This window comes from Pseudomonas sp. NPDC099000 (assembly GCF_044759925.1).
In the GTDB taxonomy this organism is placed as follows: Bacteria; Pseudomonadota; Gammaproteobacteria; order Pseudomonadales; family Pseudomonadaceae; genus Aquipseudomonas.
Genome location: NZ_JBIWAF010000008.1, coordinates 148,625 through 173,257, shown reverse-complemented (window position 1 = coordinate 173,257; position 24,633 = coordinate 148,625). Strand labels below are relative to the sequence as shown.

At 58.1% G+C, this 24,633-nt stretch carries 23 protein-coding genes and 1 pseudogene; 14 read left to right on the top strand and 10 right to left on the bottom strand.

Features of this window, described 5'->3' with window-relative positions:
• The 5 genes from ACIQV9_RS13120 to ACIQV9_RS13100 all read left to right on the top strand — a co-directional run bounded on the left by ACIQV9_RS13120 (window position 1) and on the right by ACIQV9_RS13100 (window position 6,508).
• Entirely contained in the window at window positions 1-954 is a 954-nt protein-coding gene (locus tag ACIQV9_RS13120) for a glycosyltransferase family 2 protein (protein WP_403101779.1), read from the top strand.
• A gap of 13 nt (window positions 955-967) precedes the next feature.
• A complete protein-coding gene (locus tag ACIQV9_RS13115) occupies window positions 968-2,386 on the top strand; it encodes an oligosaccharide flippase family protein (protein ID WP_403101776.1) in 1,419 nt (472 codons plus the stop codon).
• A 30-nt stretch (window positions 2,387-2,416) separates the two neighbouring features.
• A complete protein-coding gene (gene galE, locus ACIQV9_RS13110) occupies window positions 2,417-3,472 on the top strand; it encodes a UDP-glucose 4-epimerase GalE (protein WP_403101772.1) in 1,056 nt (351 codons plus the stop codon).
• 23 nt (window positions 3,473-3,495) lie between these two features.
• Window positions 3,496-4,944, top strand: a complete 1,449-nt coding sequence (locus ACIQV9_RS13105) for a family 16 glycosylhydrolase (RefSeq protein WP_403101770.1) — start codon at window positions 3,496-3,498, stop codon at window positions 4,942-4,944.
• Window positions 4,945-5,458: 514 nt separating this feature from the next.
• Complete coding sequence (locus ACIQV9_RS13100; RefSeq protein ID WP_403101769.1) at window positions 5,459-6,508, top strand: acyltransferase family protein; 1,050 nt, start codon at window positions 5,459-5,461, stop codon at window positions 6,506-6,508.
• Between the two features lie 63 nt (window positions 6,509-6,571).
• On the opposite strand, the gene treS is transcribed toward ACIQV9_RS13100, so the two are convergent.
• The gene (gene treS, locus ACIQV9_RS13095) at window positions 6,572-8,638 is read right to left on the bottom strand and encodes a maltose alpha-D-glucosyltransferase (RefSeq protein WP_403101767.1); all 2,067 of its coding nucleotides are present in this window, start codon (window positions 8,636-8,638) and stop codon (window positions 6,572-6,574) included.
• 251 nt (window positions 8,639-8,889) lie between these two features.
• Complete coding sequence (locus ACIQV9_RS13090; protein ID WP_403101765.1) at window positions 8,890-10,293, bottom strand: MFS transporter; 1,404 nt, start codon at window positions 10,291-10,293, stop codon at window positions 8,890-8,892.
• A 128-nt stretch (window positions 10,294-10,421) separates the two neighbouring features.
• Here ACIQV9_RS13090 and ACIQV9_RS13085 point away from each other — a divergent pair, with 128 nt between their 5' ends.
• Together ACIQV9_RS13085 and ilvD are read left to right on the top strand one after the other, a co-directional pair.
• Window positions 10,422-11,321 (top strand): LysR family transcriptional regulator, encoded by a 900-nt coding sequence (locus ACIQV9_RS13085; RefSeq protein ID WP_403101763.1) that lies wholly within the window; start codon window positions 10,422-10,424, stop codon window positions 11,319-11,321.
• A gap of 90 nt (window positions 11,322-11,411) precedes the next feature.
• Entirely contained in the window at window positions 11,412-13,094 is a 1,683-nt protein-coding gene (gene ilvD / locus ACIQV9_RS13080; protein WP_403101760.1) for a dihydroxy-acid dehydratase, read from the top strand.
• Window positions 13,095-13,199: 105 nt separating this feature from the next.
• Here the strand turns inward: ilvD and ACIQV9_RS13075 are convergent, their stop codons facing one another.
• The 4 genes and pseudogenes from ACIQV9_RS13075 to ACIQV9_RS13060 all read right to left on the bottom strand — a co-directional run bounded on the left by ACIQV9_RS13075 (window position 13,200) and on the right by ACIQV9_RS13060 (window position 16,004).
• The gene (locus ACIQV9_RS13075) at window positions 13,200-13,925 is read right to left on the bottom strand and encodes a methyl-accepting chemotaxis protein (RefSeq protein WP_403101997.1); all 726 of its coding nucleotides are present in this window, start codon (window positions 13,923-13,925) and stop codon (window positions 13,200-13,202) included.
• A 132-nt stretch (window positions 13,926-14,057) separates the two neighbouring features.
• Window positions 14,058-14,813: pseudogene (locus tag ACIQV9_RS13070) on the bottom strand (MCP four helix bundle domain-containing protein); the annotation flags it as partial.
• Between the two features lie 234 nt (window positions 14,814-15,047).
• Window positions 15,048-15,407, bottom strand: a complete 360-nt coding sequence (locus ACIQV9_RS13065; RefSeq protein WP_403101758.1) for a hypothetical protein — start codon at window positions 15,405-15,407, stop codon at window positions 15,048-15,050.
• A gap of 36 nt (window positions 15,408-15,443) precedes the next feature.
• Entirely contained in the window at window positions 15,444-16,004 is a 561-nt protein-coding gene (locus tag ACIQV9_RS13060) for a MarR family winged helix-turn-helix transcriptional regulator (RefSeq protein WP_403101756.1), read from the bottom strand.
• 133 nt (window positions 16,005-16,137) lie between these two features.
• On the opposite strand from ACIQV9_RS13060, the gene ACIQV9_RS13055 reads away from it, so the two are divergent.
• The 3 genes from ACIQV9_RS13055 to ACIQV9_RS13045 are packed head-to-tail and all read left to right on the top strand — an operon-like array spanning window position 16,138 to window position 17,421.
• Entirely contained in the window at window positions 16,138-16,878 is a 741-nt protein-coding gene (locus tag ACIQV9_RS13055) for a hypothetical protein (protein ID WP_403101754.1), read from the top strand.
• Complete coding sequence (locus ACIQV9_RS13050; RefSeq protein ID WP_109632290.1) at window positions 16,878-17,138, top strand: DUF2024 family protein; 261 nt, start codon at window positions 16,878-16,880, stop codon at window positions 17,136-17,138. The genes ACIQV9_RS13055 and ACIQV9_RS13050 overlap by 1 nt, the downstream gene beginning before the upstream one ends.
• A gap of 4 nt (window positions 17,139-17,142) precedes the next feature.
• Entirely contained in the window at window positions 17,143-17,421 is a 279-nt protein-coding gene (locus ACIQV9_RS13045; RefSeq protein WP_403101752.1) for a Rho-binding antiterminator, read from the top strand.
• Between the two features lie 18 nt (window positions 17,422-17,439).
• Here the strand turns inward: ACIQV9_RS13045 and ACIQV9_RS13040 are convergent, their stop codons facing one another.
• The 4 genes from ACIQV9_RS13040 to ACIQV9_RS13025 all read right to left on the bottom strand — a co-directional run bounded on the left by ACIQV9_RS13040 (window position 17,440) and on the right by ACIQV9_RS13025 (window position 19,947).
• Entirely contained in the window at window positions 17,440-17,871 is a 432-nt protein-coding gene (locus ACIQV9_RS13040; RefSeq protein ID WP_403101750.1) for a DNA methylase, read from the bottom strand.
• A gap of 43 nt (window positions 17,872-17,914) precedes the next feature.
• Window positions 17,915-18,415 carry a CinA family protein gene (locus ACIQV9_RS13035; RefSeq protein WP_403101994.1) on the bottom strand — a complete coding sequence of 167 codons (501 nt, stop codon included), beginning with the start codon at window positions 18,413-18,415 and terminating at the stop codon, window positions 17,915-17,917.
• Between the two features lie 71 nt (window positions 18,416-18,486).
• Window positions 18,487-18,759 (bottom strand): hypothetical protein, encoded by a 273-nt coding sequence (locus ACIQV9_RS13030; protein ID WP_403101748.1) that lies wholly within the window; start codon window positions 18,757-18,759, stop codon window positions 18,487-18,489.
• Between the two features lie 210 nt (window positions 18,760-18,969).
• Window positions 18,970-19,947, bottom strand: a complete 978-nt coding sequence (locus ACIQV9_RS13025) for a TerC family protein (RefSeq protein ID WP_403101746.1) — start codon at window positions 19,945-19,947, stop codon at window positions 18,970-18,972.
• Window positions 19,948-20,334: 387 nt separating this feature from the next.
• Here ACIQV9_RS13025 and ACIQV9_RS13020 point away from each other — a divergent pair, with 387 nt between their 5' ends.
• The 4 genes from ACIQV9_RS13020 to dctM all read left to right on the top strand — a co-directional run bounded on the left by ACIQV9_RS13020 (window position 20,335) and on the right by dctM (window position 24,626).
• Window positions 20,335-21,237, top strand: a complete 903-nt coding sequence (locus ACIQV9_RS13020) for a universal stress protein (protein WP_403101744.1) — start codon at window positions 20,335-20,337, stop codon at window positions 21,235-21,237.
• Between the two features lie 413 nt (window positions 21,238-21,650).
• Window positions 21,651-22,646 (top strand): TRAP transporter substrate-binding protein, encoded by a 996-nt coding sequence (locus tag ACIQV9_RS13015; protein WP_403101742.1) that lies wholly within the window; start codon window positions 21,651-21,653, stop codon window positions 22,644-22,646.
• Window positions 22,647-22,713: 67 nt separating this feature from the next.
• Window positions 22,714-23,346 (top strand): TRAP transporter small permease, encoded by a 633-nt coding sequence (locus tag ACIQV9_RS13010; protein WP_403101740.1) that lies wholly within the window; start codon window positions 22,714-22,716, stop codon window positions 23,344-23,346.
• Entirely contained in the window at window positions 23,343-24,626 is a 1,284-nt protein-coding gene (gene dctM, locus ACIQV9_RS13005) for a C4-dicarboxylate TRAP transporter large permease protein DctM (RefSeq protein ID WP_403101738.1), read from the top strand. Before ACIQV9_RS13010 ends, dctM begins: the two co-directional genes overlap by 4 nt.
• Window positions 24,627-24,633 lie beyond the last annotated feature (7 nt).

Genomic DNA, 24,633 nt, shown 5'->3' with positions numbered 1-24,633 from the left:
GTGCCCAATCAAACCTCCCCTTCACCGCATTCAGTGTGCGTCGTGATACCGATGTACAACGGCGCCGGCAGCATCGAGCAAACGCTGGCGTCCCTGGCCGAGCAAACCCGACTGCCCGATCACGTCATCGTCGTCGACGACGGTTCCACCGATGACGGACCACAACGGGTCAAAGACTTCGTGGCGCCGTTTCGCCTGACGCTGTTGCAGCAAGCCAACGAAGGCCAAGCCAGCGCCCGTAACCACGGAATGCGGCACTCTCAAGAAACTTTTGTAGCGATGCTCGATGCCGATGACCAATTTCGCCCGCAAAAACTGGAGCTACAACTGGCCCTGTATGACGAACTCAGTCTTCAGGGCCGGCCGGTAGGGCTGATCGACTGCTACACGCAGGTCAACTACAGCGACGGCAGGCGGCAACTGGACGCCATTCGCAAGCACGGCATGCACTTCTACGATTTCATCCGCGCCAACGTCGTCAATGGCGTCTCCACCGCGCTGGTCAAGCGTGACGTGATGATGCAACTCGGCGGCTTCGATGCCGGCCTGCGTTACTGCGAAGACCGCTTCATGTGGACTCGGATTGCAGAACACTGGGAGATCCACACGGTGCCTCAGGTGTTGCTGGAGCGCACGGTCAACAGCGGCAACATGACCGCGCAACCGAAAAAGCACTACCAGAACAAGATCAGGTTCACCGAGGTGTACCTCGCCCGCTATGGCGCGCAGTTGAGCGAGCAGCAGAAGATCGAATTCGTGCTGGCCAATCACACCGACTTTCTCAATACCTTTTCCCGAGGCGGCGAGCATGTCGAGGTAATCGACGTGTACCAGCGAATGCTCAAACATTCCTGGCAAACACTGATCTTCGACCACGGTAAACCGACCTTGCGCTACCTCTATGCCCGCGCCAGAACATGGCGCAAGGCACCGGCGTCAACCACCGCTCATTGAATCGGTATCGGCCATGGCCAATCGTCGCCTCACTACCCTGGGCTGGATCTTCACCGAGAAATTCGGCCTGATCTTCCTGTCGATGATTACCTTCGTCGCGTATGCCAGGCTGCTGTCACCTGCCGAACTGGGTGTTGGCACGATCATCATTGCCATCGTCGAGTTGATCGGCCTGATTTATTCATCGGTTCTGGAAGACCCGCTGGTACGACTTGAGCGCCTGGAGGACAAGCACATCAGCACGGCCTTCTGGGCGGCGGTGCTCGTCAGCCTGGTGTCCATCGTCGTCATCTCGGGCGCAGCGATGCTGTACACGCCCGACCCGGTGTTGCAATGGATGACGGCGGTGGCCTCGGTGAAAATCCTGTTCACCATGATGGCGCGTGTCAATGTAGCGCAGATGCGCCGTAGCGGCGACTTCCGGACGCTGGCGTCGCGCACGTTATTGGGCAAGGTGTTTGGCGGCGTCGGCGGCATCGCTGTCGCGCTTTGGGGGTTGGGGGCCTGGGCAGTCATTGCCCAGGCACTGATCATGGAGTTCGTGGCCATCATCGTGTTGATGCGCGCAGACCCACGGCGCATTGCCTTTTACATTGACGGCCCGTTCCTGCGCGAACTGTTGAAGGCCGGCGCACCGGTTGCAATCAACTCACTGAGTTCTCAAACACTTCAGCGCGGGGTCAACGTGGTGCTTGGGATGACGGCCGGCGCGAACGCGGTCGGCATGTTCAACATGGCGATGCGCATCATCGATCTGCCACGCACTGCGATTTATAACGGCCTGCTGAGCTATGCGCTGCCGGTGTTCGCCCGGCGCAGCGCAGAGCCGTTGCGACTGCTCGGGATCATTGGCGACTCAACCGCCGTGAGCGGCTTTCTGTTGACGCCGCTGTTCATGGGTATCGCGCTAACGGCGAACGACCTCATCCTGTTGATATTCGGCGCGAAGTGGGCCGAAGCCATTCCCCTGTTGCAAGTGCTGGCCTGCACGGCGGCCATTGGCAACACCGCCATGTACGCCACCACCGCACTGGTAGCGGTCAACCGCAGCCACCTCACGATCAGGGCTGAAGTAGTAACCACAGTGCTGGCGCTGGCGCTGGTCTACGGCTTCGGCAACGTTTATGGCGGCATGGCCGCGGCCCTCGCTCTACTGGCCCGGATGTTGATCATCACACCGTTGCAAATCCGCGGACTTAATGCGGCCATCGGTTACGGCTGGCGCCGGTTCTTCGACTCCAATTACCGCAGCGTGATTGCCTCACTCGTCATGGCAGCAACCGTCTTGTATGTGTCACCGCAGCTAGGTTTTCAAGGCTACCTGCACCTGATCTGCAACATCGTGGTTGGCGCGCTGAGCTATGCCGTGGCGTATAGCGTCATGCACCCGCGCTGGCCGCAAGAATTCAAATCGGTTTTCACCACCCGCTGAATTCAATCCCTGAGACAGGAAGACCTCACCATGCGCAAAACTACGTTGATTACTGGCGGGGCCGGCTACATCGGCTCCCATACCGCTTTGGCGCTCATCAATGCCGGGCACAATGTGCTGGTGCTCGACAACCTGTGCAACAGCTGTCGAGAGTGCATCGCGCGCCTTGAGCAACTGACCCAGACCCGGGTCGATTTCATCAATGGCGATATTCGCGACTCGATCCTGCTAGACGACATCTTCAGCCGCTATGACATCGATGCCGTGGTGCATTTTGCCAGCCTCAAATCCGTTGAAGAAAGCGTGCGCAAACCGCTGGACTACTACGCCAACAATGTCGCCGGCACGCTTAACCTGTGCCGGGCAATGGCTCGCAATAACGTATTCCGACTGGTGTTCAGCTCATCGGCGACGGTGTACGGCGAGCCCACACGAACACCGATTGCCGAAGATTTCGGCACCGGCAAACCGGTCAATCCCTATGGCCGCACCAAGCTCATGATCGAAGAGTTGCTCACCGATTTGTGCCACTCCGATCCACGCTGGAGCATCGGGTTATTGCGCTACTTCAACCCGATTGGCGCTCACGAAAGCGGGATGATCGGCGAAGATCCCAGAGGCCGACCCAACAATCTGTTGCCATGCCTGACACAGGTCGCCATTGGCCGGACACCCGAACTCACGGTGTACGGCAGCGACTATCCCACCGTGGACGGAACCTGCGTGCGTGACTACATCCACGTGGTCGACCTTGCCATCGGCCACCTCAAGGCGCTTCAGGTGTTGGAGCACCACAACGGCATCAATTTCTGGAACCTGGGCACTGGCATTGGCTACAGCGTGCTGCAGATCATCCATAGCTTCGAGGACATCACCGGCATCACCATTCCCTACCGCTTCGCCCCGCGACGCGAAGGTGACATTGCCAAATGCTGGGCCGATCCCAGCAAGGCCGGGCGAGAACTGGGCTGGAGCGCACAACGCGATCTTCAACAGATGATTGTCGATAACTGGCGGTGGCAGTCGTGTAATCCGCAGGGGTATCAGTCTTCATTCGAAATTCCAGCGCTGATTGCGGTCAAATGATGTTTAAAGGATCGCTGCTGGTAATGCTGCTGTCGATTTCGATGGCTTGCAACGCAGCACAAGCGTCCCCCGGTGCACCCAACACCGGGCTCGTGCTGTGGCTGGACGCGGCCGATGCGTCAACCATCACCCTGGATGCGCAGAACCGCGTCCAGCAATGGAAAGACAAATCAGGCAAATCCAATCACGCCAAAGTCGACGGTGCCGCCTCGCAGCCACAGCGGATGTTAAACGCCCTGAATGGTCATTCGGTTGTGCGATTCAGTGGCGTATCGGCGTTTCTGGGTAAAACCATCCGCAGCGCCAAAGGCCCTGTGACGGTATTGATCGTGTCCCGTCGACCGCCCGAACAAGCCGAGGTTGATCCCTGGCAACGCTTGTTCAGCTCAAGCCCGCAAAACGCCCACAACGATAACGTCTTGCCGAACTTCGCCATCAGTCTGCAACAGACCACCGCGTATGAACCGACCGTTTCCGTTCTGGAGCTTTACGATGTGCCGATTGGTCCGTATGCAGTCGGGCGCAATGCCGTCGGCAATGCCGATAACTTTCGCGGCGACATCGCGGAAGTGTTGGTGTACGACCGTGCGTTTGCCTCCCTCGCAGAACGCCAGCATGCATTTCAGTACCTCGCGGATAAATGGTCCGTTGCCATTCCCAAACAAGCCGATACCTGGACCCGTGTCGGACCACTAGGCACATTGCCGACCCGGACCAACGCCAATCTGCCGTTGTCCGATCAGACCAATGCCGGTCAGTGGACGCTCAACACGACACTGTCCGACGACTTCAATGGCACAACCCTCGACCGCACACGCTGGCACGTTAACAACGCCATAGGGAACGAGTCGCTCGGACGTAAACCGGCGCTTTACACGCCGAACAATGCCACCGTCAACAATGGCAACCTGAACATCGTCTTTCGCAAGGAAACCTTGCCGCAGAAGTACGTCAAACTCGGTTTCAAGGACTACACCTCAGCGATGGTGCGGACCCTTGAACGCGGCTTTTACGGATACTACGAAGCACGTGCCAAACCCATGAACTCCGCAGGCTCCAGCGCATTCTGGCTCGCGTGGACAGGCATGGCCGACAACGCCACCGAAATTGACATCTTTGAAATCGCCGGCAAGACCAAAGACGCGGCCCTGGACCGTTCGTACAACATGAATGCCCACCTGTGGGCCACGCCGCAAAGCACCGAGCACATCGCCGATGGCAGCGTCTGGATCAGTCCGTGGCGCCTGGCGGATGCGTTCCATATCTACGGCTTCGACTGGCAGCCCGATACCCTGCGTTGGTACGTCGATGGCGTGCTGGTCAGGGAATCGAAGAACAACCACTTCTTCTTTCCCATGGAGATCGTCTTTGACAGTGAGGCCATGTGGAAATGGTTCGGCGTGGTCGACGATGCTGACCTGCCCTCTACCTTCAGAGTCGACTACATCAAGGTGTGGCAACGGCGTCGATAGCCGTCCAGCCCTCGCCTGACTGACGTCGGGTCAGGTGATAGAAACGACCTGTTTATCCTGGCAGCGCCACCGTCCTGAACTTTCGTTCGACCGTATGGGTCGACCGAGTTCCAGCCCCCTCCATGCGACCGATGATTCCCGTACCGGGCGTCTCAACCGGCTCACGGGCGACGGTTAAAAAACAAGAATGGATGATAACGATGAATTGCCTTATCTGTGTCGGCGTAGCGGAACGCATTCAGTGTCAAGGCCCTTGGGAGGAAAGGGATTGCCCCGACTGCGGGCGCTATCGGGTTTCCGATGAGCTCCTTTTGACCTTGATGGATCAGGGTCAGATCTTCGATATAGACAAAACCAGACGCTGGCTCGACAGCCGACGCAAAAAAGAACGCATGACACCCTCAATTGAAGTCCACGAAGCGCTACTGCTGCTTTAGCGTTCAGCCCGGGTCAAATTTCAATCGGCAGCGTGGTCAGTTTTCAATAAGCGCTAACACGTCTGGAGCGCATAGACATGATCAAACGCCGACTGAAAGAACTGGATTTGCTGCGCTTCCTCGCGGCAATCGCAGTCGTGTTTTTTCACTACGCTTTTCGCGGGTATGCAAAGGGCGACATGTCTGTAATGCCCTACCCGTTATTGGCCGAGCCTGCCAAGTACGGTTATCTGGGCGTCGAACTTTTTTTCATGATCAGCGGATTCGTCATTCTGATGACCGCATCGAGCAATAATCTCAGGGTATTTTTTATATCCCGCGTTGTTCGTCTCTGCCCTGCTTTCTGGGTGTGCTGCACCCTCACGTTCCTGATCACGCTTGCCATCGGACAGCCAAGATTCACGGCTGATCTTTACCAATACATGATTAACATGACATTCCTTGGCGAATTGATGGGTGTGGCGCCGATTGACGGGGTCTACTGGTCCCTGTTTGTAGAAATCAAGTTCTATCTGATGATATCCATTCTGTTGGGCTTCAAGAAAATAGAAAAAATAGAGATCTGCCTCGTGCTTTGGCTGTTGATCTCAGCCACCGCAGAAGTACTCGCTTTTGAAAAGCTGCGCTCGATATTAATTACCGATTACGCGGCCTACTTCATCGCGGGCTCGACGTTCTACATTATCTGGGCCAAGGGATTCACAACGACACGTGTGCTCCTGTTGGCAGGTGCATTGGCATTGGCCAACTACACCGCCATTGTCTGGGCTAAATTGCTCGAAACAAAATATTCAACCGAATTCGATCTCCTGATCGTATGCAGCATGATTATTCTGTTCTTCATGACGTTTCTTTTGATCGCAACGAATAAAACGGCAGCCATAGGTGCGATGAACTGGACTGCATTAGGCGCGCTAACTTATCCACTTTATCTGTTACATCAAATGATCGGCTTTATGATCTTTAACATTGCTTATCCGGCGATGAACCCGCACCTGCTGCTTTGGGGCACCATCGTCTTGATGGTAGGTGCGTCTTATATTGTCCACAAAAAAATAGAAACCCCCATAGCCAGACAAATGAAAAAAATCCTTTCATTATCCTTCAAGCGTGTCGAGGCTGATTAGCGCCCCACTTGGACGGCAGACGACAGGCGTCGGGACCTTGTCTCCTGACGCCTGCCGACGCCCTTAAATCATCGGCGAACTGCTCACCACGCGCAGTGCCAACCCTTCATAGGCATCCAGGGTAATGGTGAAATCACCCTCAGGCGTGAGATCACCTTCGACTCGCTCGTTGATGATGTCGACCACCGGGCCCGGCGCGATGTTGGGCAGGTGCAAGGTTTCGGTGATCGGCGTCGAGCCGAAGTTCAGCGCGGTGATTTGCGTGCCTTTACCGGCCGGCAATTCGTGGACCATGACCAGCAGCCCTGGATGCTGCACATCCGGAATCAGAATCTGCCGACTGGCAGCGATATCGTAGGCGCGGCGCGCGGCGAGGATTCTTCTGAGTTGCGAGACAAAGGAATCCGGGTCTTTCAATTGGCTGGGCAGGCTGCCATACAAAGTCTTCGGACGTGGCATCAGACCCGCGGACAGCGGCGCATCCGGATTGAGGTCCACCAGATCGTAGGCGCCACGATGAATCCAGCGGGTGTCGCCGTCACCCATCAAGTGCTCGACCTGTTCGGCCGGCAACGGCAGCGCGCCGACCAGGTCCCAGCCGGACAGCGCAAACACGCCCGGTTGCATGGCGTTGTACATCACCAACAGCAAATGCACCTGGCGAACCTGTTGGATATCCGCCGCCGTCATCGCGTCGAGATCACGAATCCCCAGCGCTGCCGTGATGATGCTGGCGGTGGTGCAAGACACGCCATTGGTGACAAATTTCAGATTGTAGGGCGCGTGCTCGCCCGCCAGACGTTCGTACATCTGCTCGCGAATGTGTTCACGCAGGATGTTGCCCGGAAAGGTCTGGCCCTGGTAGAGGTAGGTGTCATGGGCGTGCAACGTCCAGAAATGCACCAGTTCCAGGGTCAGTTCGTCGTGGTTCTGCAAGGCATGGATCAGCGAACCCGGGTCAATGCCGAGGGTGTGCATCTGCCGCAGCATCAGGCGCAGGAACTCGGTATCGCCCATCAGCAACGCGTGCTGGTAGGCCGGTCGGGTGATGAAGTCATACGAGAGATCGGCGCCGCCATGGGACATGTTGGCGATGTCGTCGACGGTCAGGTTTAGCTCCTGGAAACTGAAACCGCCGGCCTTGCGGATCGCACCGGCCAGCAACTGGTTACCGGTGATCGATAACGGATGGCTTTCAGACCAGGCCGTGCCGTCGAGCTTGCGCTCCACGCCGAGGAATCCGTTGGCGTCCAGACGCAGGATTTTCGCGCCCATGACGTCAATGGCGTGCAGCGCATCGCCGATGATCATCTGCTGCGCGGCGAAGGTCGGGTCCAGCCAGTTCAGCGACGGCTGGCCTTCCTTGAAGTAATGCAGATAGACCCAGCGTCGCGGCTTGCCATCGACGCCGATCACAATCGGTGTCGCGCTCCAGTCGGTTTCCTTGACCCCGGGCTCGAAGAAAATCACCCGCTGCAACTGGCCGACGATGTAGTGCTTGTCCCGGAGCACGTCGACCTGCAGCGGACTGAGGTTTTGCGCATCACGACCATCAGCAATGTCTGGCAGCAACGGCCAGTCCTCTTCGCGGATTTCGACCATGTGGTAGAGGCCCGGATAGTCTTCATAGGCCATCTCGGCCAGGCGGAAATCCGCGCCCTTGCCGGTGTGCGAAGGGATCACGTCATCGATGATCACCGCATTGTGCGCGGCGGCCATGCGCACCAGTGCCTGGAGCTGCACCTCGGTGCCCAGTTGCGGGTCGATCTCGAAACTGATGCGGTCAAAATTGCCATCAATGGTCGGTGTGCGTTGGGTGCCCGTCAGGCCGCCTGACATTTTCAGCGGCCCATTGTGAATGCCCTGGATGCCGATTTTCGACAGGGCATGCCATAAGGTTTCATCGCCCAGGGCTTCCAGTACGCTGCCGTCTTCACGGGTGACGATGGACGCCGGGTAGGCGGTGAACCACACCGAGGCCAGGGCTGAAGCATCACGGGGCCGGGTATGGGCGTAAGGCTGTTGCCATAGCCGACCTTGCCCCGAATAGAGCTTGGCCCGTTGCCTGGCGGCATGCAGCATCGATTGCTCAACCAGCCAGGTCACATGGTTTTTGTCAGCCGCGGTCATAAAAGCAGTCACCTGTTGTCGGGGGTAAATGTGCGCGTGGCCATCCCATGCGTACCTGCACCGGTGGACCCGTCCTTTTCATATGAGGCCCTGAGGCGGCATTCGTTGCATTGACGCTTGACGATTCAGAACCCGCGCCCAGTGGCAAGCCATACCTGAGGATTGTTGAAGTTGTCTCATGCGCTGTTGATCGGCGGGCTGATCATGCGGGTGGTCGGGATCATCCTGGCCTACGGCTGTGACGCCTGGATTTACGCCACCACGCGCTCACTTTTCAAGGCGGGCAACGCGATGGCGAGCGCCAGGCCAATCAGCCCCGCCGCGACCGCAAAGGTGACTGCCATGCCATGGGCGATCGCTTGCGGGGCAGCGCTGGTGACGTCGGTCGCCGATGCCGCCAACGCAAACACCGCGCCCATGACCGAGGCGCCGGTGATGAGCCCGAGATTGCGTGACAGACTAAGCAGACCGGCAACAACGCCGCGCTGATCCTGGCTCACGCCGGTCATGATTAACGTGTTGTTGGCCGCCTGAAACAGCGCATAGCTGGCGGTGATCACCGCGATGGGCGCGAGGTAGCCGAGGATGCCAACACGCGTCGGTATCACCGACAGAACACACGCACCGAGCGCCATCGCGACGAGCCCGCAGACGCTCATGCGCTGAGCGCCAAAACGGTCCACCAGGCGGCCGGCGGGCACGCCAGTCAACGCGGCAACCAGCGGGCCGACGGACAACGCGAGCCCGACCAAAACGGCATTCAAACCGAGAGCGCCCGAGAGATAAAACGGCCCGACCACCAGCGTCGACATCATCACCGTCGAGACGAGCATGCTCATGGCCAGGCTCGCGCTCAATCCCCGATCACGCAACAACCCCAGTTTGATCAGGGGCGATGCAACCGTCGCTTCGATGAACAGGAAAACCCCGGTCCCGGCCACCGCGATCAGCACGAACGCGAAGTTGAGCGCCCCCCAATCGCCTTCACCCCATGTCATTGCCAGCGCATACGCACCGAGTGTCAGCGCCAGTACCAACGTGCCTGCTACGTCAAAACCAACGCGTTGAAGCTTCGGCATTTGGCGATCCACAGGCAAGTAGAGATACGCGAGCACACCGTTCAAAACACCCAGGGGCAGGTTGAGCAGAAAAATCGCCTGCCAGCCGAATCCGCAAATCAACACGCCGCCGAGCGACGGACCCAGCGTAGTGCCGATCGCCGACACCGTGCCGAGCAATCCCATGGCGCTGCCGGTCTGCGCTTTCGGCACCGTCTCACCGACAAACGCCACGGTGAGCGCCAGCATGATCGCCGCGCCGAGGCCTTGCACTGCTCGTGCGGCGACCAGCCACCCCAGCGAAGGAGCGAGGCCACAGGCCAGCGAAGCCAAGGTAAAGATGCCGATCCCGCTCAACAGCAAGCGACGGCGACCGACGATATCGCCCAAGCGTCCAACGCTGACGATCAACGTGGTGATTGCGAGCAGATACGCGAGGACGATCCACTGCACTTGCTGGAAAGAAGCGTCGAGTGCGCGGGACAAGGCCGGCAAGCCCGCATTGGCAATGCTGGTGTCGAGCGAAGGGATCAACATCGACAACGACAGGCTGGTGAGCGCCCAGCGGACCGAGCGGGATTGCGTGGTGAGTTTCATGGTTGGGGCCTCGATGAAGTGTCGGCCTTCAGCGTATGCCCGCGCCTGATATGGCGGAAGACGCACCAGTTGCACTTGATACCTGCACACGACGCCATGTCATCGCCCAGCCGTGCTAACGTTGAAGCATGACGACTCCCGACCTGAACCTGCTGATTACCCTCGATGCGCTGCTCACTGAAGGCAGTGTGGCGCGTGCCGCCCAACGACTGCGGCTGAGTTCGTCGGCGATGAGCCGGGCGCTGGCGCGACTGCGTGAAACCACCGGCGACCCCCTGCTGGTCCGCGCCGGGCGCGGCCTGGTGCCGACACCCCGAGCCCTGGAACTGCGCGAACAGGTCAGCCAACTGGTCCAGCACGCCGAAGCGGTACTGCGCCCCGCCGAGCAGCTCGACCTCAAGCAACTGGCGCGAACCTTCACCCTGCGCACCAGCGACGGTTTTGTAGAAAACTTCGGGCCGGCGCTGATTGCTCGCCTCAGCGAAGAAGCACCCGGGGTACGGTTGCACTTTTTACAGAAACTGAACCAGGACAGCTCGCTGCTGCGGGACGGCACGGTCGATCTGGAAACCGGCGTTGTCGCGGACACCACCAGCCCGGAAGTGCGCACCCGCGCTTTGTACCAGGACCGTTTCATCGGCGTGGTACGCCCGGGGCATGCACTGAGCAAGGGCAAGATCACACCCGCCCGGTATGCGGCCGGCCGGCATGTCCTGGTTTCGCGACGTGGGCGGGACAAAGGGCCGATGGATGACGCCTTGAAACCACTTGGACTGGAGCGAGAGATCGTCACCATCGTCGGCGGTTTTTCTGCGGCGCTGGCGCTGGCCCGGGCCTCGGACCTGATCGCTACGGTGCCCGAACGCCACACTCACACGCTGCGCGCCGGCCTGCACAGTTTTGCCCTTCCGGTCGCCACGCCGGTGATCACCGTTTCAATGCTCTGGCACCCGCGCATGGACGCCGACGCCGCGCACCAGTGGTTGCGCGGATGTCTTCGGGAGGTGTGTGCGGGGTCGTTGGATTAGCAACTGATTTTTGCCGCCGTCAGGTCTAGACTCAACCCGTTGCTTCGGGCCACACCGGTCGGGCCAGCGATCTGGATATGAGGGAACGTCATGAGCGACAAAGTCGATTTACGCAAGTACTCCTCTCAAGTGGTCGACGGCGTGGAGCGCGCACCCGGCCGTTCCATGCTGCGGGCCGTGGGCTTCACGGATGAAGACTTCAAGAAACCGCAGATCGGCATCGCCTCGACATGGGCGATGGTCACGCCGTGCAACATGCACATCGATAAACTCGCCATCGAGGCCGAAAAAGGCGCGAATGCCGCCGGCGCCAAGGGCGTCATTTTCAACACCATCACCATCTCCGACGGCATCGCCAACGGCACCGAAGGCATGAAGTATTCGCTGGTGTCACGGGAAGTGATCGCCGATTCCATCGAAGTGGTGGCCGGTTGCGAAGGCTTCGACGGACTGGTCACCGTGGGCGGTTGCGACAAGAACATGCCAGGCTGCCTGATCGGCATTGCCCGGCTGAATCGCCCATCGATCTTCGTCTATGGCGGCACCATCCGCCCGGGCGCTGGCCATACCGACATCATTTCCGTGTTCGAGGCCGTGGGTCAGCACGCCCGCGGTGACATCAACGAGATTCAGGTCAAGCAAATCGAGGAAGTGGCGATCCCCGGCCCCGGCTCCTGCGGCGGCATGTACACGGCCAACACCATGGCTTCGGCCATTGAGGCATTGGGCATGAGCCTGCCCGGTTCGAGTTCCCAGGACGCCGTCGGCAGCGATAAAGCCTCAGACAGTTTCCGCGCTGGTCAGCAGGTCATGGAACTGCTCAAGCTGGACCTCAAGCCGCGCGACATCATGACCCGCAAAGCATTCGAGAACGCCATCCGCGTGGTGATCGCCCTCGCCGGCTCGACCAATGCCGTGCTGCACCTTTTAGCCATGGCGCATGCAGTGGATGTCGAACTGACGCTGGATGATTTCGTCGAGCTGGGCAAGATTTCTCCGGTGGTGGCCGACCTGCGTCCCAGCGGCCAATACATGATGAGCGAGTTGGTGGCCATCGGCGGCATCCAGCCCTTGATGAAGCGCATGCTTGCGGCCGGCATGTTGCACGGCGATGTGTTGACGGTGACCGGCAAGACCCTGGCAGAAAACCTGGAAAACGTGCCCGATTACCCCGAAGGTCAGGACGTGATCCTGCCGTTCGATCAGCCGGTCAAAAAGGACTCCCATCTGGTGGTGCTGCGCGGCAACCTTTCGCCGACTGGCGCGGTGGCCAAGATCACCGGCAAGGAAGGCTTGCGCTTCGAAGGCACGGCGCGCGTCTATCACGGTGAAGAAGGCGCGTTGGCCGGGATTCTCAATGGCGAAGTCCAGGCCGGCGACGTCATCGTCATTCGCTACGAAGGGCCCAAGGGTGGGCCGGGCATGCGTGAAATGCTCTCGCCCACGTCGGCGGTCATGGGCAAAGGGCTGGGCAAGGACGTCGCGCTGATCACCGACGGCCGCTTCTCCGGTGGCTCCCATGGTTTCGTGGTGGGGCATATCACCCCGGAAGCCTTTGAAGGCGGGCCGATTGCGCTGATTAAAGACGGCGACAAGATCACCATCGATGCTGAAACCCGGCAGATCACCATGGACGTCTCCGACGCCGAACTGGCCGAGCGCAAGACCCGCTGGGTGCGGCCGGAATCCAAGTACAAACGCGGGGTGTTGGCCAAGTATGCGAAGACTGTGTCCAGTGCTTCGGAGGGGGCGGTTACGGATAAGTACCTTTAAGATCAAAAGATCGCAGCCTCGTTTCACTCGACAGCTCCTACAGGGGAATGCAAAACCCTTATAGGAGCTGTCGAGTGAAACGAGGCTGCGATCTTTTAACGATGCTTACAGTCGAAACCGATCCACCGACTGCGACAGCTTGCCCGCCAAAGTCGACAATTCATCAGTCGTCGAAGCCGTCTGGCCAATCACCTTGCTGTTGCCTTCCGACATACCGGCAATCATGTCCACCTGATGGGCGATTTCGTTACTGGCCAGGCTCTGCTCGCCGATCGTGCGGGTGATGTCATTCACCAATTCAGTGGTATTGAGCGTGGCTTCGAGGATTTCGCGGATCGCGCGTTCGACGTCGGCGGTCACGGCCATGCCTTTGTCGACCTGTGCAACGCCCGCCTCCATGCTGGTCACCGCCTCGCGGGTGCTTTGCTGGATGCGCGAGACCATGCTGGCAATTTCCTGGGTGGAAGCGCTGGTGCGTCCGGCGAGGCTGCGCACTTCGTCGGCCACCACGGCAAAACCACGGCCCTGCTCACCGGCGCGAGCGGCCTCGATCGCGGCATTGAGGGCCAGCAGGTTGGTTTGATCGGCGATGCCCTTGATCACCTGAATGATGCTGAAAATCCCCTCGGACTCCTTGTCCAGCGTGCGGATCACCTGGGCTGACTGCTGCGCCGAACGTGCAATGCCGTCCATGTCGCTGACCACTTGATGAATGACCCGACCGCCATCTTTGGCCAGTGCCTCGGCCTGATTGGCCATGTTTAGTGCGCGTTCCGCGTGGCGGGTGATTTCCTCGATGCTCGCGGTCATTTCACTGGCGGCCGCGGCCATGGTGCTGGCGGCGACGCTTTGCTGCTGGCTGCTGTCGGCGACCTGATGGCAGCCGCTGCTCAATTGCACGCTCATGCCGCTCACGCCATGCGCATTGCTGCGAACCACTTCGATCATGCCGCGCAAGTCACGCTGCATGGTCGCCAGACTGCGGATCAATGCACTGGCTTCGTCTTTGTGGGTCGGTTCGACGATAGGTTCGCTGAGGTTGCCATGGGCGATGCTTTGGGCAATGCGGCTGGCGGTCTGCAAGGGACCCATGATGCTCAGAATCACCCAACGACCCTGGATCAGCAGCAACAACAGGCTGGCGATGAGCACGATACCCAAGGTGAAATTGGCGCTGCTGATGGCTTGCTCGGTGCCTTGGCTGGTCTGTTGGGTGTTGGTTTCGATAAGTTCGCTGAGGGCCGCCATCTGGTCTTCCAGTTGGCTGAACGCGGTATTGAAGGTGCCGAGTTCCTTTTGCGCGGAATCCGGATTTTCCAGCGCCAGACCGACAATGCGCTCCGCCGCGCTGATGTAGGTGTCGAGGCTCGGCTTGACCTTGTTCAGGCCCGCCTTGATGGTGTCGTTGACCGGCAGCTTGAGGTTTTCACCCAGCACTTCACGAAAATGCGCCGCATGCTCCTCGATGGAACTGCGCACTTCGGCTTTGCTGCTGGTGCTTTTGCCCAGCCCGACCACCATCGCGGACAGCACATCGGCGCGCAGTGCGTCGTGCATCATGTCGGCTTCGAGGTGATTGCGCAGCGCGGTCATGCTGACCTCGTTGTCTTTCACCGCTTCGGCCATTCGGATGTTTCCCACGTAACTGACCAGGCTCACGATCAGCGCGGTGAGCAAGCTCGTACCAATCAGCAGCAACAAGCGTAATTTTATAGACATGGGGTAGCCCTCTCGGTACGTCGCTTTTATGAACACGTTATCGGCTGCGCCAACCACTCTTTGAAGCCTGACGCCGTACTTTCGGTGTTTTGCGACATGCGGTAGGTGCGGCCTGGACTTCAGTTTGATTGCGCGCCGTCGATTTCTGAGCGACGCAGCATGGCCAAACCTTGCGCCGGACCCAAAGGCGTCACACCGCAGTTCTGCTCCCACTGCGGCTCTTCGCTGTTCTAGCTAGCGCTTGCGCGCCAGACGCTGTTGCCAATTGCCGCCATTGGCGCGCTGGCATAGTTCTTCCGAATCAAACTGCACATGGGACGAGACCAAGCTGACGTGAACATCCGCTTCGCTTAACGCTGTTGCCGTCAGTTCGACCATGCGCTCGCCCTCCCCGTTTGCCAGCGCCTGATCCATGTTGGCCTGCGTATCGAAAACCCAGACAACCCTCAGGCTGGAAGGAAAATCCTCGTAATCGACTTCGTGAGTCAGCCATTCAAACCCGACGATCTGTGCTTTGGCCGTTTCGCATGCCTCAGTCAGGGTGGCAATCAATCGACGCTCAATGTGTGCCTGATCGCGTTTGCTTAAACCCATGGGAAATCCTTTGATGGTCGAAAGGTTAAACCGCTCTCAATCGTTCACTTCGTCGGGCACTCGATGCTCCCGGCAAATCAAATTGATTTCGCCGGACTCAAGAGGTTCTTGAGTCAGTTCACAGAAAGCCGCGCCTGCCACTGTCCGATGAAAGCGGCAGCTTCGGCAAAGACCGAAACTCGGCACATTTTCGCCTTGCTGGATATTCCTCAACAGCTCCAGTAACAACCCTTCCAGATCTTGTGATCGAGCACCCATGCGCTTGGCGGCTGCGACCAGAAAGTCCGGTGGCATCACATCGTCCAACAGGGCTCTCGCTGGCGCGGTCAGTTCCAGATGCACGCTGCGTTTGTCCTTGGCGTCCGGGGTCTTGATCAACAGCCCATGGCTTTCCAGCGCCTTGAGCGATTGCGACACCGTTCCCTTGGTCAGCCCCAGGTACTCGGTCACCGCCAACGGCGTGTTGGAGTAACGATTGCAGCGGCCCAGATACAACAGCGCGCTCAATTGAATCGGCTGCAGATCCGTCAGTTTCGGGTGCTCGCGAAACCAGACGCGCGTCAGGCTCGACAGTCTTTCCAGCAAATCGAACAACACGGGGTAATTCCAGATCAAGAGAGTTGATAAATAGTATCGGATAAAAACCATATTGACAAAACCCAGCTTTGCCTTAGGCTAGTCGGTATCGATTCGAAACTATAAATCACGATCAACCGAGATGGAGGTAATCATGAAATCTGCACTGGCACTGGCCATCAGCACCCTGCTGGTAGCACCGGCATGGGCCCACGATTCGGCAGGCATCAGCAGTGAGAAGAGCAAGACTGACGCCGCGTTCGATCTCGTCCATACCCGGGTCTTCAAGGAAGGCAACAACCTGGTGTTCGAACAATTGGTTGACGGCAAGGCCGGTAGTCGGGTGCCGACGCCTAAAGGCGCGTTCGCCGGTGCAGACGTTTATAGCTATGTCTGGCCGACCAGCCTGGACAGCGAAGCCGTAGGGTTCGAAGCGAAGTCGGGCATTCTCGCCTTGGCACTGACCTCGCACCCGGACTTCGACGACACCCCGCAACTGGACGAAAACAAGGACGGCAAGAAGGACAACGACGGCGGTTTGTGGCATTCCCACTGGGTCGTGCTGACCAAAGATGAAAGCTGCGGCCCCGGAGGCTTGAAGGTTCGCGACATCCCCAAAGATGCCAAGCCCAAGTTACCGGCGACCTGGCCTGGCGCGCCGATCTACATCGACTCCCCCGGCTACGACCTGAGCGTCGAGAAAAACGCCGCGAAAATTCGCGTGCCGCTGGCAGCCGTGGGCTTCCCTGAAAGCTTCAATTATGACGGTGTGACTGCGGCACTGAAGGTCAATGCCGACCTGCATAACCCACTGCTTTGCGTAAGCAGCGTCTATGACATTGCCTCGGGAGACCTGTCCCTGCCCGGCACCTGGAAACTGAAGGAGAGCAAATGATGAGCGTTAAAGTATTCGATACCCACGTGCGTACCAAAGATGGCCGCTACCTGCATTTCGATGTGTTGATCGACAGCAATGACCCTGAACTGGCGAAGTCCTACGCCCGCCGCTTCCTTGATGAACAGGGCGTTCAGGACGAAGATATTTCCCAGAATGAATGCCGGTTCTGCCACGTTGAACCGAGTAATCCGGTCGTCGCCGAGGCGATCAGCAAGCAAGGTCACTTCATCATCAAACTGCAAGGTTGCCAGGAGTAACGAGATGAACGCGTATCAGCCTTTGAACTGCGATCTGCACGACTATCTGGAGATCGCCTGCCTGCACGGTTATCGCCTGGATATCGAGTTGAACGACGGCGCACGCCTGGACGCCAAAGCGCTGACGACGCGAACCTCCAGCGCCAAGGAAGAGTTTCTCTGCCTTGAAACGGCTGACGGCCCGCAGGAAATCCGTCTGGATCAACTGCTGGCTGTCACGCCGCTGGACGCCAATGCGCAGTTTGGGCGGGTGGTGTTTCAGGGAGACGTTTGCAGTTTTTGAGCATCCATCACGGGTGTTTCAATACAACACGGCCCCGGCATCACGCATGAAAATTTCAATGGTCCTGGGCCCTACCCCTTCGAATGCCGCCAAGCGTTTTTCGAACGCCTGGCGGCTTTCACTGGCGCGCTGAATGTTGCCGATCTTCCCGGCGTATTCTTCTTGCAGTCTGGCGCTCAACTTTAGCAATCGCCGGGCCGTGGTTTCGTCATAACGCACGTAGTGGGCTTCGCCCAACATGCCCACCAGTTGCCGGTGTGTGCAGTGCCCAAGCTTGAGCGCGGAATCGCGTGCATGTTTTTCAACGATGACGCGATACGCCTGCGCAGCGATTTCAGCCTGAATCCGCTTGCCCATCAGAAAGCTGGCGATGAACCATTTGAACAGCGCACTTTCGCCCTCGTGCTTCAGATCGATGCCCAGATCGGTGGCGTTGATGGTTTTGTTCATGCTGTTGAACCCCCGGTTCACGCAAACGAGATCACCGAATCCTCTAACCCCGCTCGCCGTTGAGCATGGCCTGATGAAACGTCGGCAGTTCTTTCAAGGCATACAATGACGCCTGCCGGAGCACGGCATCCCGACTGCCGGAAAATCGCTGCTTGCGGCTGAACACCGTCATCTGCTCCCCTGCCATGAAGGCCCAGGCGAAGCAAACCGTGCCTGCCGGAATGCCATCAACGTCCTCCGGCCCCAACAGACCCGTCGTGGACACCGCGACGCTCGCCGGGCTGTCGCGCAGCGCGCCGATGGCCATTTCCCGGGCCACTTCGCAGCTGGTGAGATTAAAGGTCTCGATGGTGATCGCACTGACCCCAAGCAACCGCTGCTTGGCCTCGGGTGAGTACACCACGTAGCCGCTTTCAATCAGCTCACCGCTGCCGGGCACCTGTGCCAGCAGCGTAATAATGTTGCCCGCCGTGCAGGATTCGGCGGTGGTCAGCCGCAAGTCGTGCTGACGCAGATAATCGACGACTGTTTCAACGATCGACATTGCAGTTAACCCGTTTTGCGCGTTTGAACCCCAATCGAACTTCAGCCTCAGCTGTGCACCAGCGAAGTTCATCAACCGGTCCCCTTCCTGACTGCTCGGTGATAATCCTCACCCGCGATGGCGAGCAGATACGCTTGATCCGCCTCAACCCTGAGGTCGCGCCATTCCTGCCAGCTCACGATGCCCAGACGATCCATTTCGTCAGACTGACGAATCAGCTCTTCGTGATAGGCGTCGGGACACTCCATGCGCAGCCTCAAATCCTCAAGGGCAAGATGCCAGGCGTTGAGCGCTCGCAGCTTTAGCTCTTGAGCCGGTGTCAGCAGATTGGCAAACGAGTGCATGGCAGCGCCCCCGAGAGTTCTTTCAGAATGGATCAACCCATCATGAAAGCGGTTCAGGCACGCCGACCAAAGGCAGGTTTTTCGAGACTGCGCCCCAAGTGTGAGGCGCTGTCCAGACACGCATAAGACCATCGATCACCAAGTATTCGGGTAGGTCGTTGATTTCCGGTAGCCCCGAGTCAAAACCGCATCAGCGCCAACATCTCTGATTCATGATTGTTCTCCCGTAACCCGTGTTTTGCTCTTCGTCAAACTCAGGCTCAACAGTACCGAAATCAATATGACGCCGCCGACTGTGGTCAGCGACCATTGGATCGGCACGTGCCACCACGGCGCGATCAGCATCTTGCCGCCGATGAACACCAGTACGATGGCCAGACCATATTTGAGCAAGTGGAAGCGATTGGCCATGTCGGCAAGCAGAAAATACAGTGCGCGCAGGCCCATGATGGCGAAGATGTTGGAGGTGAACACGATGAAGGGGTCGGTGGTGACGGCGAAGATAGCCGGGATACTATCGACCGCGAACACCAGGTCGCTGGCCTCGATCAGTACCAGCACCAGGAACATCGGCGTCGCCCAGCGCAGGCCGTTCTGGCGCACGAAGAAGCGCTCGCCGTGAAAGCCGTCGGTGATGCGAAGATGGCTACGCATCCAGCGCAGCAAAGGGTTCTTCTCGAGGTCTGGCTGCTGGTTGGCAAAGATCAGCATCTTGATGCCGGTGATGACGAGGAAAGCACCGAAAACATAGAGCAGCCAGGCAAACTCCTGCACCAGCCAGACACCGGCGAAAATCATACCGGCGCGCATGATGATGGCGCCGAGCACGCCATAGAGCAGGACGCGGCGCTGCAACTCTGGCGGCACGGCGAAGTAGCCGAAAATCATCACGAAAACGAACATGTTGTCGATCGACAGCGACTGCTCGATCAGGTAGCCCGTCAGGAATTCGAGCGTTGTACGTTGGGCCACTTCGGCGCCGAACATGCTGCGCAGATACCACCAGAGCAGGATGGCGAAGACCAACGCCAAACTGGTCCAGGCGATGACCCAGGCCAGCGCTTCGCGCACCGAAACACGATGCGCCTTGCGTCCGCCGAAGACGAACAGATCCAGCGCCAGCATGGCAAGGACGAACACGATGAAGGCGGCCCACATCCAGGATTGGCCGACGCTGATGGCGGTCATTTACTGTCTCCGCATGAAGCAGCAATAGGCTGGAGGAGTCATGCTAACGAGCCAGTTACATCAACAAAAATCGTTTATTCGTTGTGAATAGTTCGTTTTTTACGAAGTATTGATTCAGGTGCTCAACCAGCGGCAATCGCATTGGTCCTGCTCCATGGTCAAGGCGGGTGGCATGGTGCGCAGTTCCAGCACTCCCCTTTCCTGCTCGATCGTGATGAAAAGGTCTGCTACACCGTTCGACAGGCTTGGCAACTGCTAAACCGGTGATGCAGGCGTATATTGATAGTGTCGATTCAGGTAGTTGAGGCGATATAAGATCGCCAATGGTGAGACAAGCGAGAGTGCTGGGGGCGCAAGCGGATAACCCGGAACGTTTGGAGGTGTCACATGAGGCAGTATCAACGACTCTTTCTGATCGCAGGTCCAACCATGCGTCACTCGCCCGCGATGGAGCGGGCAATCGCACTGGCCGACGCCACAGGCGCAGCGCTGCATATCGCAGTGTTCATTGAAGACTTCGACCTTATGAGGCTGATGAACAACAGTGAACAACTTCGTGAGAGTTGCCGGCAAGAGAACCAGCAGTGGTTGACGGATGAGGCCGAACTCCTGCGCAGGAAGGGCATCAATGTGACCACCGAAGTTGCATTGACCCGTGACCCGCTGCAAGAAATCCTTAGGCATGTGGCTGAAATGCAGCCGGACCTGATTATCAAGGACGTACACCATGTATCAGCGCTCAAGCGCGCATTCGTCACGCCTTTGGATTGGCAGTTGTTGCGCGAATGTCCGACCGCCATACATCTGGTCAGCGAAGTCAGGTGTCCGCTGCCTCGGGTGATAGTGGCGGCGGTTGATCCATCCCATCCAGAGGGTCAGATCAGCGGAATCAACGACAGCGTCATTCAGGCGGCGAACGAATTGGCGGCGCAATGTGATGCTGAGTTACACATGCTGTATGCCTATGAACTGACACACACACATTTTTCGGATGCAGGTACTGGCGCCGTGACGATGCCAGGCTTCAGCAACGACGTACGCCGGTCACTTGAAAAGTGCTTCGTTGCCTTGGCTGGACGCTATGGCGTGCCACCTGAGCGACAACACTTCATTGCAGGGCCGCCAACCAAAGCGATGGCCGACTTTGCGACTCATACTCGAGCGGATGTCTTCGTAATGGGAAATACCCATCACAAAGGGGTGGAAAAGCTGGTTGGCAGCACAACGGAGCATGTTCTGTATCGGGTGCCTTGCAGCGTTTTGGCCATCAAGGGTGAAGTGGATCAATGAACGAAATAACCGCCACTATTGCAGCCGGCTGTCGGGGATGAGGTGGTTTTGACCCAAGCTGCTGACGTCATGGGCATCGTCGGCAAAAAGGCCAACTGACCTATATACCCTCTTATTTTGAAGCGATGAGCATGAGCTCAGTAGATGCCCGACTGGTGGAGCGTGAATGATGAGTTTGTCACCGGTATAGATGACTCTTTAAACCGCTGACCCTTACCGCAATTGACCCAAACATTAATATTGTAAGAGAGTGTTTCCGGGGGCAATACCTTATTACATACAAGATTTCCAACTACATTCAGTCATCACCCTCCAAATGCCAGTTTTCTGCCTAGACTTGCTCTTGTCCGCCGTGCACATGCTTTTCAGAGCGTGGAACTGTACGAAGAACTAAAACAAGAGGAATCCCCCCAATGTTCAAACCTATGTGGAAAGCTGTCGCCTGCGCCTTTGCCCTTGGCACCATGAGCATGGCCATGGCTGCAGATCCGGTGATTATAAAATTCTCCCACGTCGTTGCAGAGCAGACTCCTAAAGGCCAGGGCGCCCTGTTGTTCAAGAAACTGGTGGAAGAACGCTTGCCCGGCAAGGTCAAAGTCGAGGTCTACCCCAACTCCTCGTTGTTTGGCGATGGCAAAGAGATGGAGGCGTTACTGCTCGGGGACGTACAGATGATTGCACCGTCGCTGGCCAAGTTCGAGCACTACACCAAGACCATTCAACTGTTCGACCTGCCTTTCCTGTTTGATGACATCACCGCTGTTGACCGCTTCCAGCTGAGCCCGCAGGGCCAGGGACTGCTCAAGTCCATGGAAGACAAAAACATCACAGGACTGGCCTATTGGCACAACGGGATGAAACAACTGTCCGCGAACAAAGCGCTACGAGTGCCGGGTGATGCCCGTGGCCTGAAGTTCCGGGTGCAAGCCTCTGCCGTGCTTGAGGAGCAGTTCAAGGTCATACGCGCCAATCCGCGCAAGATGAGCTTCGCCGAGGTTTATCAAGGCTTGCAGACCGGTGTCGTCAACGGCGCGGAGAATCCTTACTCGAACATCTACAGCCAGAAAATGCATGAAGTGCAGAAGTACATCACCGAATCCAACCACGGTGTACTGGACTACATGCTAATCACCAACACCAAGTTCTGGAGCGGTTTATCGCCGGAGCTTCGTGGCGAGCTGGAAAAGATCCTCGTCGAAGTCACCGCCCATGTGAACAAAGAAGCCGAGCAACTCAATCAGAACGCCAAGCAGAGCATCATTGCGGCCAAAACCACCGAGATCATCACCCTGACGCCTGAGCAGCGCGACCAATGGCGTGTCGCGATGAAGCCCGTGTGGAAGAAGTTCGAAGGCGATATCGGCGCCGAGCTGATCACTGCTGCTGAAGCTGCCAACCAGGCCCAATGATCGGTGGACGACAGGTGTTGCCGTCCTGGCAGCACCTGCCTGTCATCCGCTACAGGAGATGCCATCCATGAATGCTCTTCGGCGCATCTGGGAACACTTCGAGGAAGGCTTCATCGTCTTCCTGCTGGCCGCCATGACGTTGGTAACATTCGTCTACGTTGTCCTCAACAATCTCTACACCCTGTTCTACAGCCTCGCCGAGAGCTGGGAAGGCGCCAGCGAGTCGCTGTTCGCCATCGGCGACGGGGTCATGGGAATGGCCCAGGCGATGACCTGGAGCACCTCACTGACCAAGGCCCTGTTTGGCTGGCTGATATTTTTCGGGTTGTCGTACGGTGTCCGCACGGCAGGCCATATCGGCGTGGACGCGCTGGTCAGGCTGGCCAGCAAACCGGTGCAACGGTTGATTGGCATCATCGCCTGTCTTTTCTGCCTGACTTATGCCGGACTGCTCAGCATTGCCAGTTTCGGGTGGATCCAGACCCTGATGGTGGCCCAAATAGGTGCCGAAGACCTGGGCCAGTACGGGATCATGCAATGGCACATCGGGTTGATTGTTCCCGTCGGGTTCGCCTTGGTCTTCATCCGTTTCGCGGAAATTCTCGTGCGCATCCTGCAGAACAGGCAGACCGGCCTGGGCCTGGCTGATGAAGCCGCAGATGCGTTGAAGCTGACTGAACACGAGGATGACAAGTCATGACTATTGCCTTCCTGTTTGTATCACTGTTCGTGCTGATGTTCATCGGCGTTCCCATCGCCATCTCCCTGGGGTTGGCGGGCTCACTGACCATCGTTTTTTTCAGTCCTGACTCCGTGCGCTCGCTGGCGATCAAACTGTTCGAGACGTCCGAGCACTACACGCTGCTGGCCATCCCGTTCTTTCTGCTCGCAGGGGCCTTCATGACCACCGGTGGCGTCGCTCGACGGCTGATTGACTTTGCCAATGCCTGCGTCGGCCATATCCGTGGAGGTCTGGCCATCGCTGCCGTGCTGGCGTGCATGTTGTTCGCTGCCCTTTCCGGATCGAGCCCGGCCACTGTCGCCGCGGTGGGTTCAATTGCCATTGCCGGCATGGTCCGCTCCGGCTATCCGCAGGCCTTCGGTGCGGGGATCGTCTGCAACGCGGGGACCTTGGGCATCCTGATCCCACCCTCGATCGTCATGGTGGTCTACGCCGCCGCGACCGAAACGTCTGTCGGTAAATTGTTCATGGCTGGCGTATTACCTGGCCTGCTTTTAGGGCTGGCGTTAATGGTGGCAATCTACATCGTCGCCGTGAAGAAAAATCTGCCCGCCATGCCGCGCGCCACTTTGCGTGAATGGCTCGCCACGGCACGCAAGGCGATCTGGGGCCTATTGCTGATGCTCATCATCCTGGGAGGCATCTACTCCGGGATGTTCACCCCCACAGAAGCGGCGGCGGTGGCAGCCGTGTACTCGGCCTTCATCGCCTTGTTCGTCTACAAAGACCTGACGTTTCGCGAAACGCCAAAAGTCCTGCTCGACTCGGCCAAGCTGAGCATCATGCTGATGTTCATTATTGCCAACGCCATGCTCTTTGCCCATGTGCTGACGACCGAGCAGCTACCGCAACAGATCACCGCGTGGGTGCTTGAAGCGGGGCTGACACCGGTGATGTTTCTGTTGGTGGTGAACATTGTGCTGTTGATTGCAGGGGCCTTCATGGAACCCTCGGCCATCATCCTGATCCTGGCACCGATCCTCTTCCCCATCGCCATGAAGCTGGGTATCGATCCCATTCACCTGGGTATCATTATGGTGGTGAATCTGGAGATCGGCTTGATCACGCCGCCCGTGGGTCTCAATCTCTTCGTGACCTCTGCTGTGACGGGCATGACACTGCCGGCAACCATCAGAGCCGCCATGCCGTGGCTGATGATTCTGCTCCTGTTCCTGATTCTGATTACTTACGTGCCTTGGATTTCCCTGGTTTTGCCAAACTGGCTGGGCATGAGTTGAAGCCTGC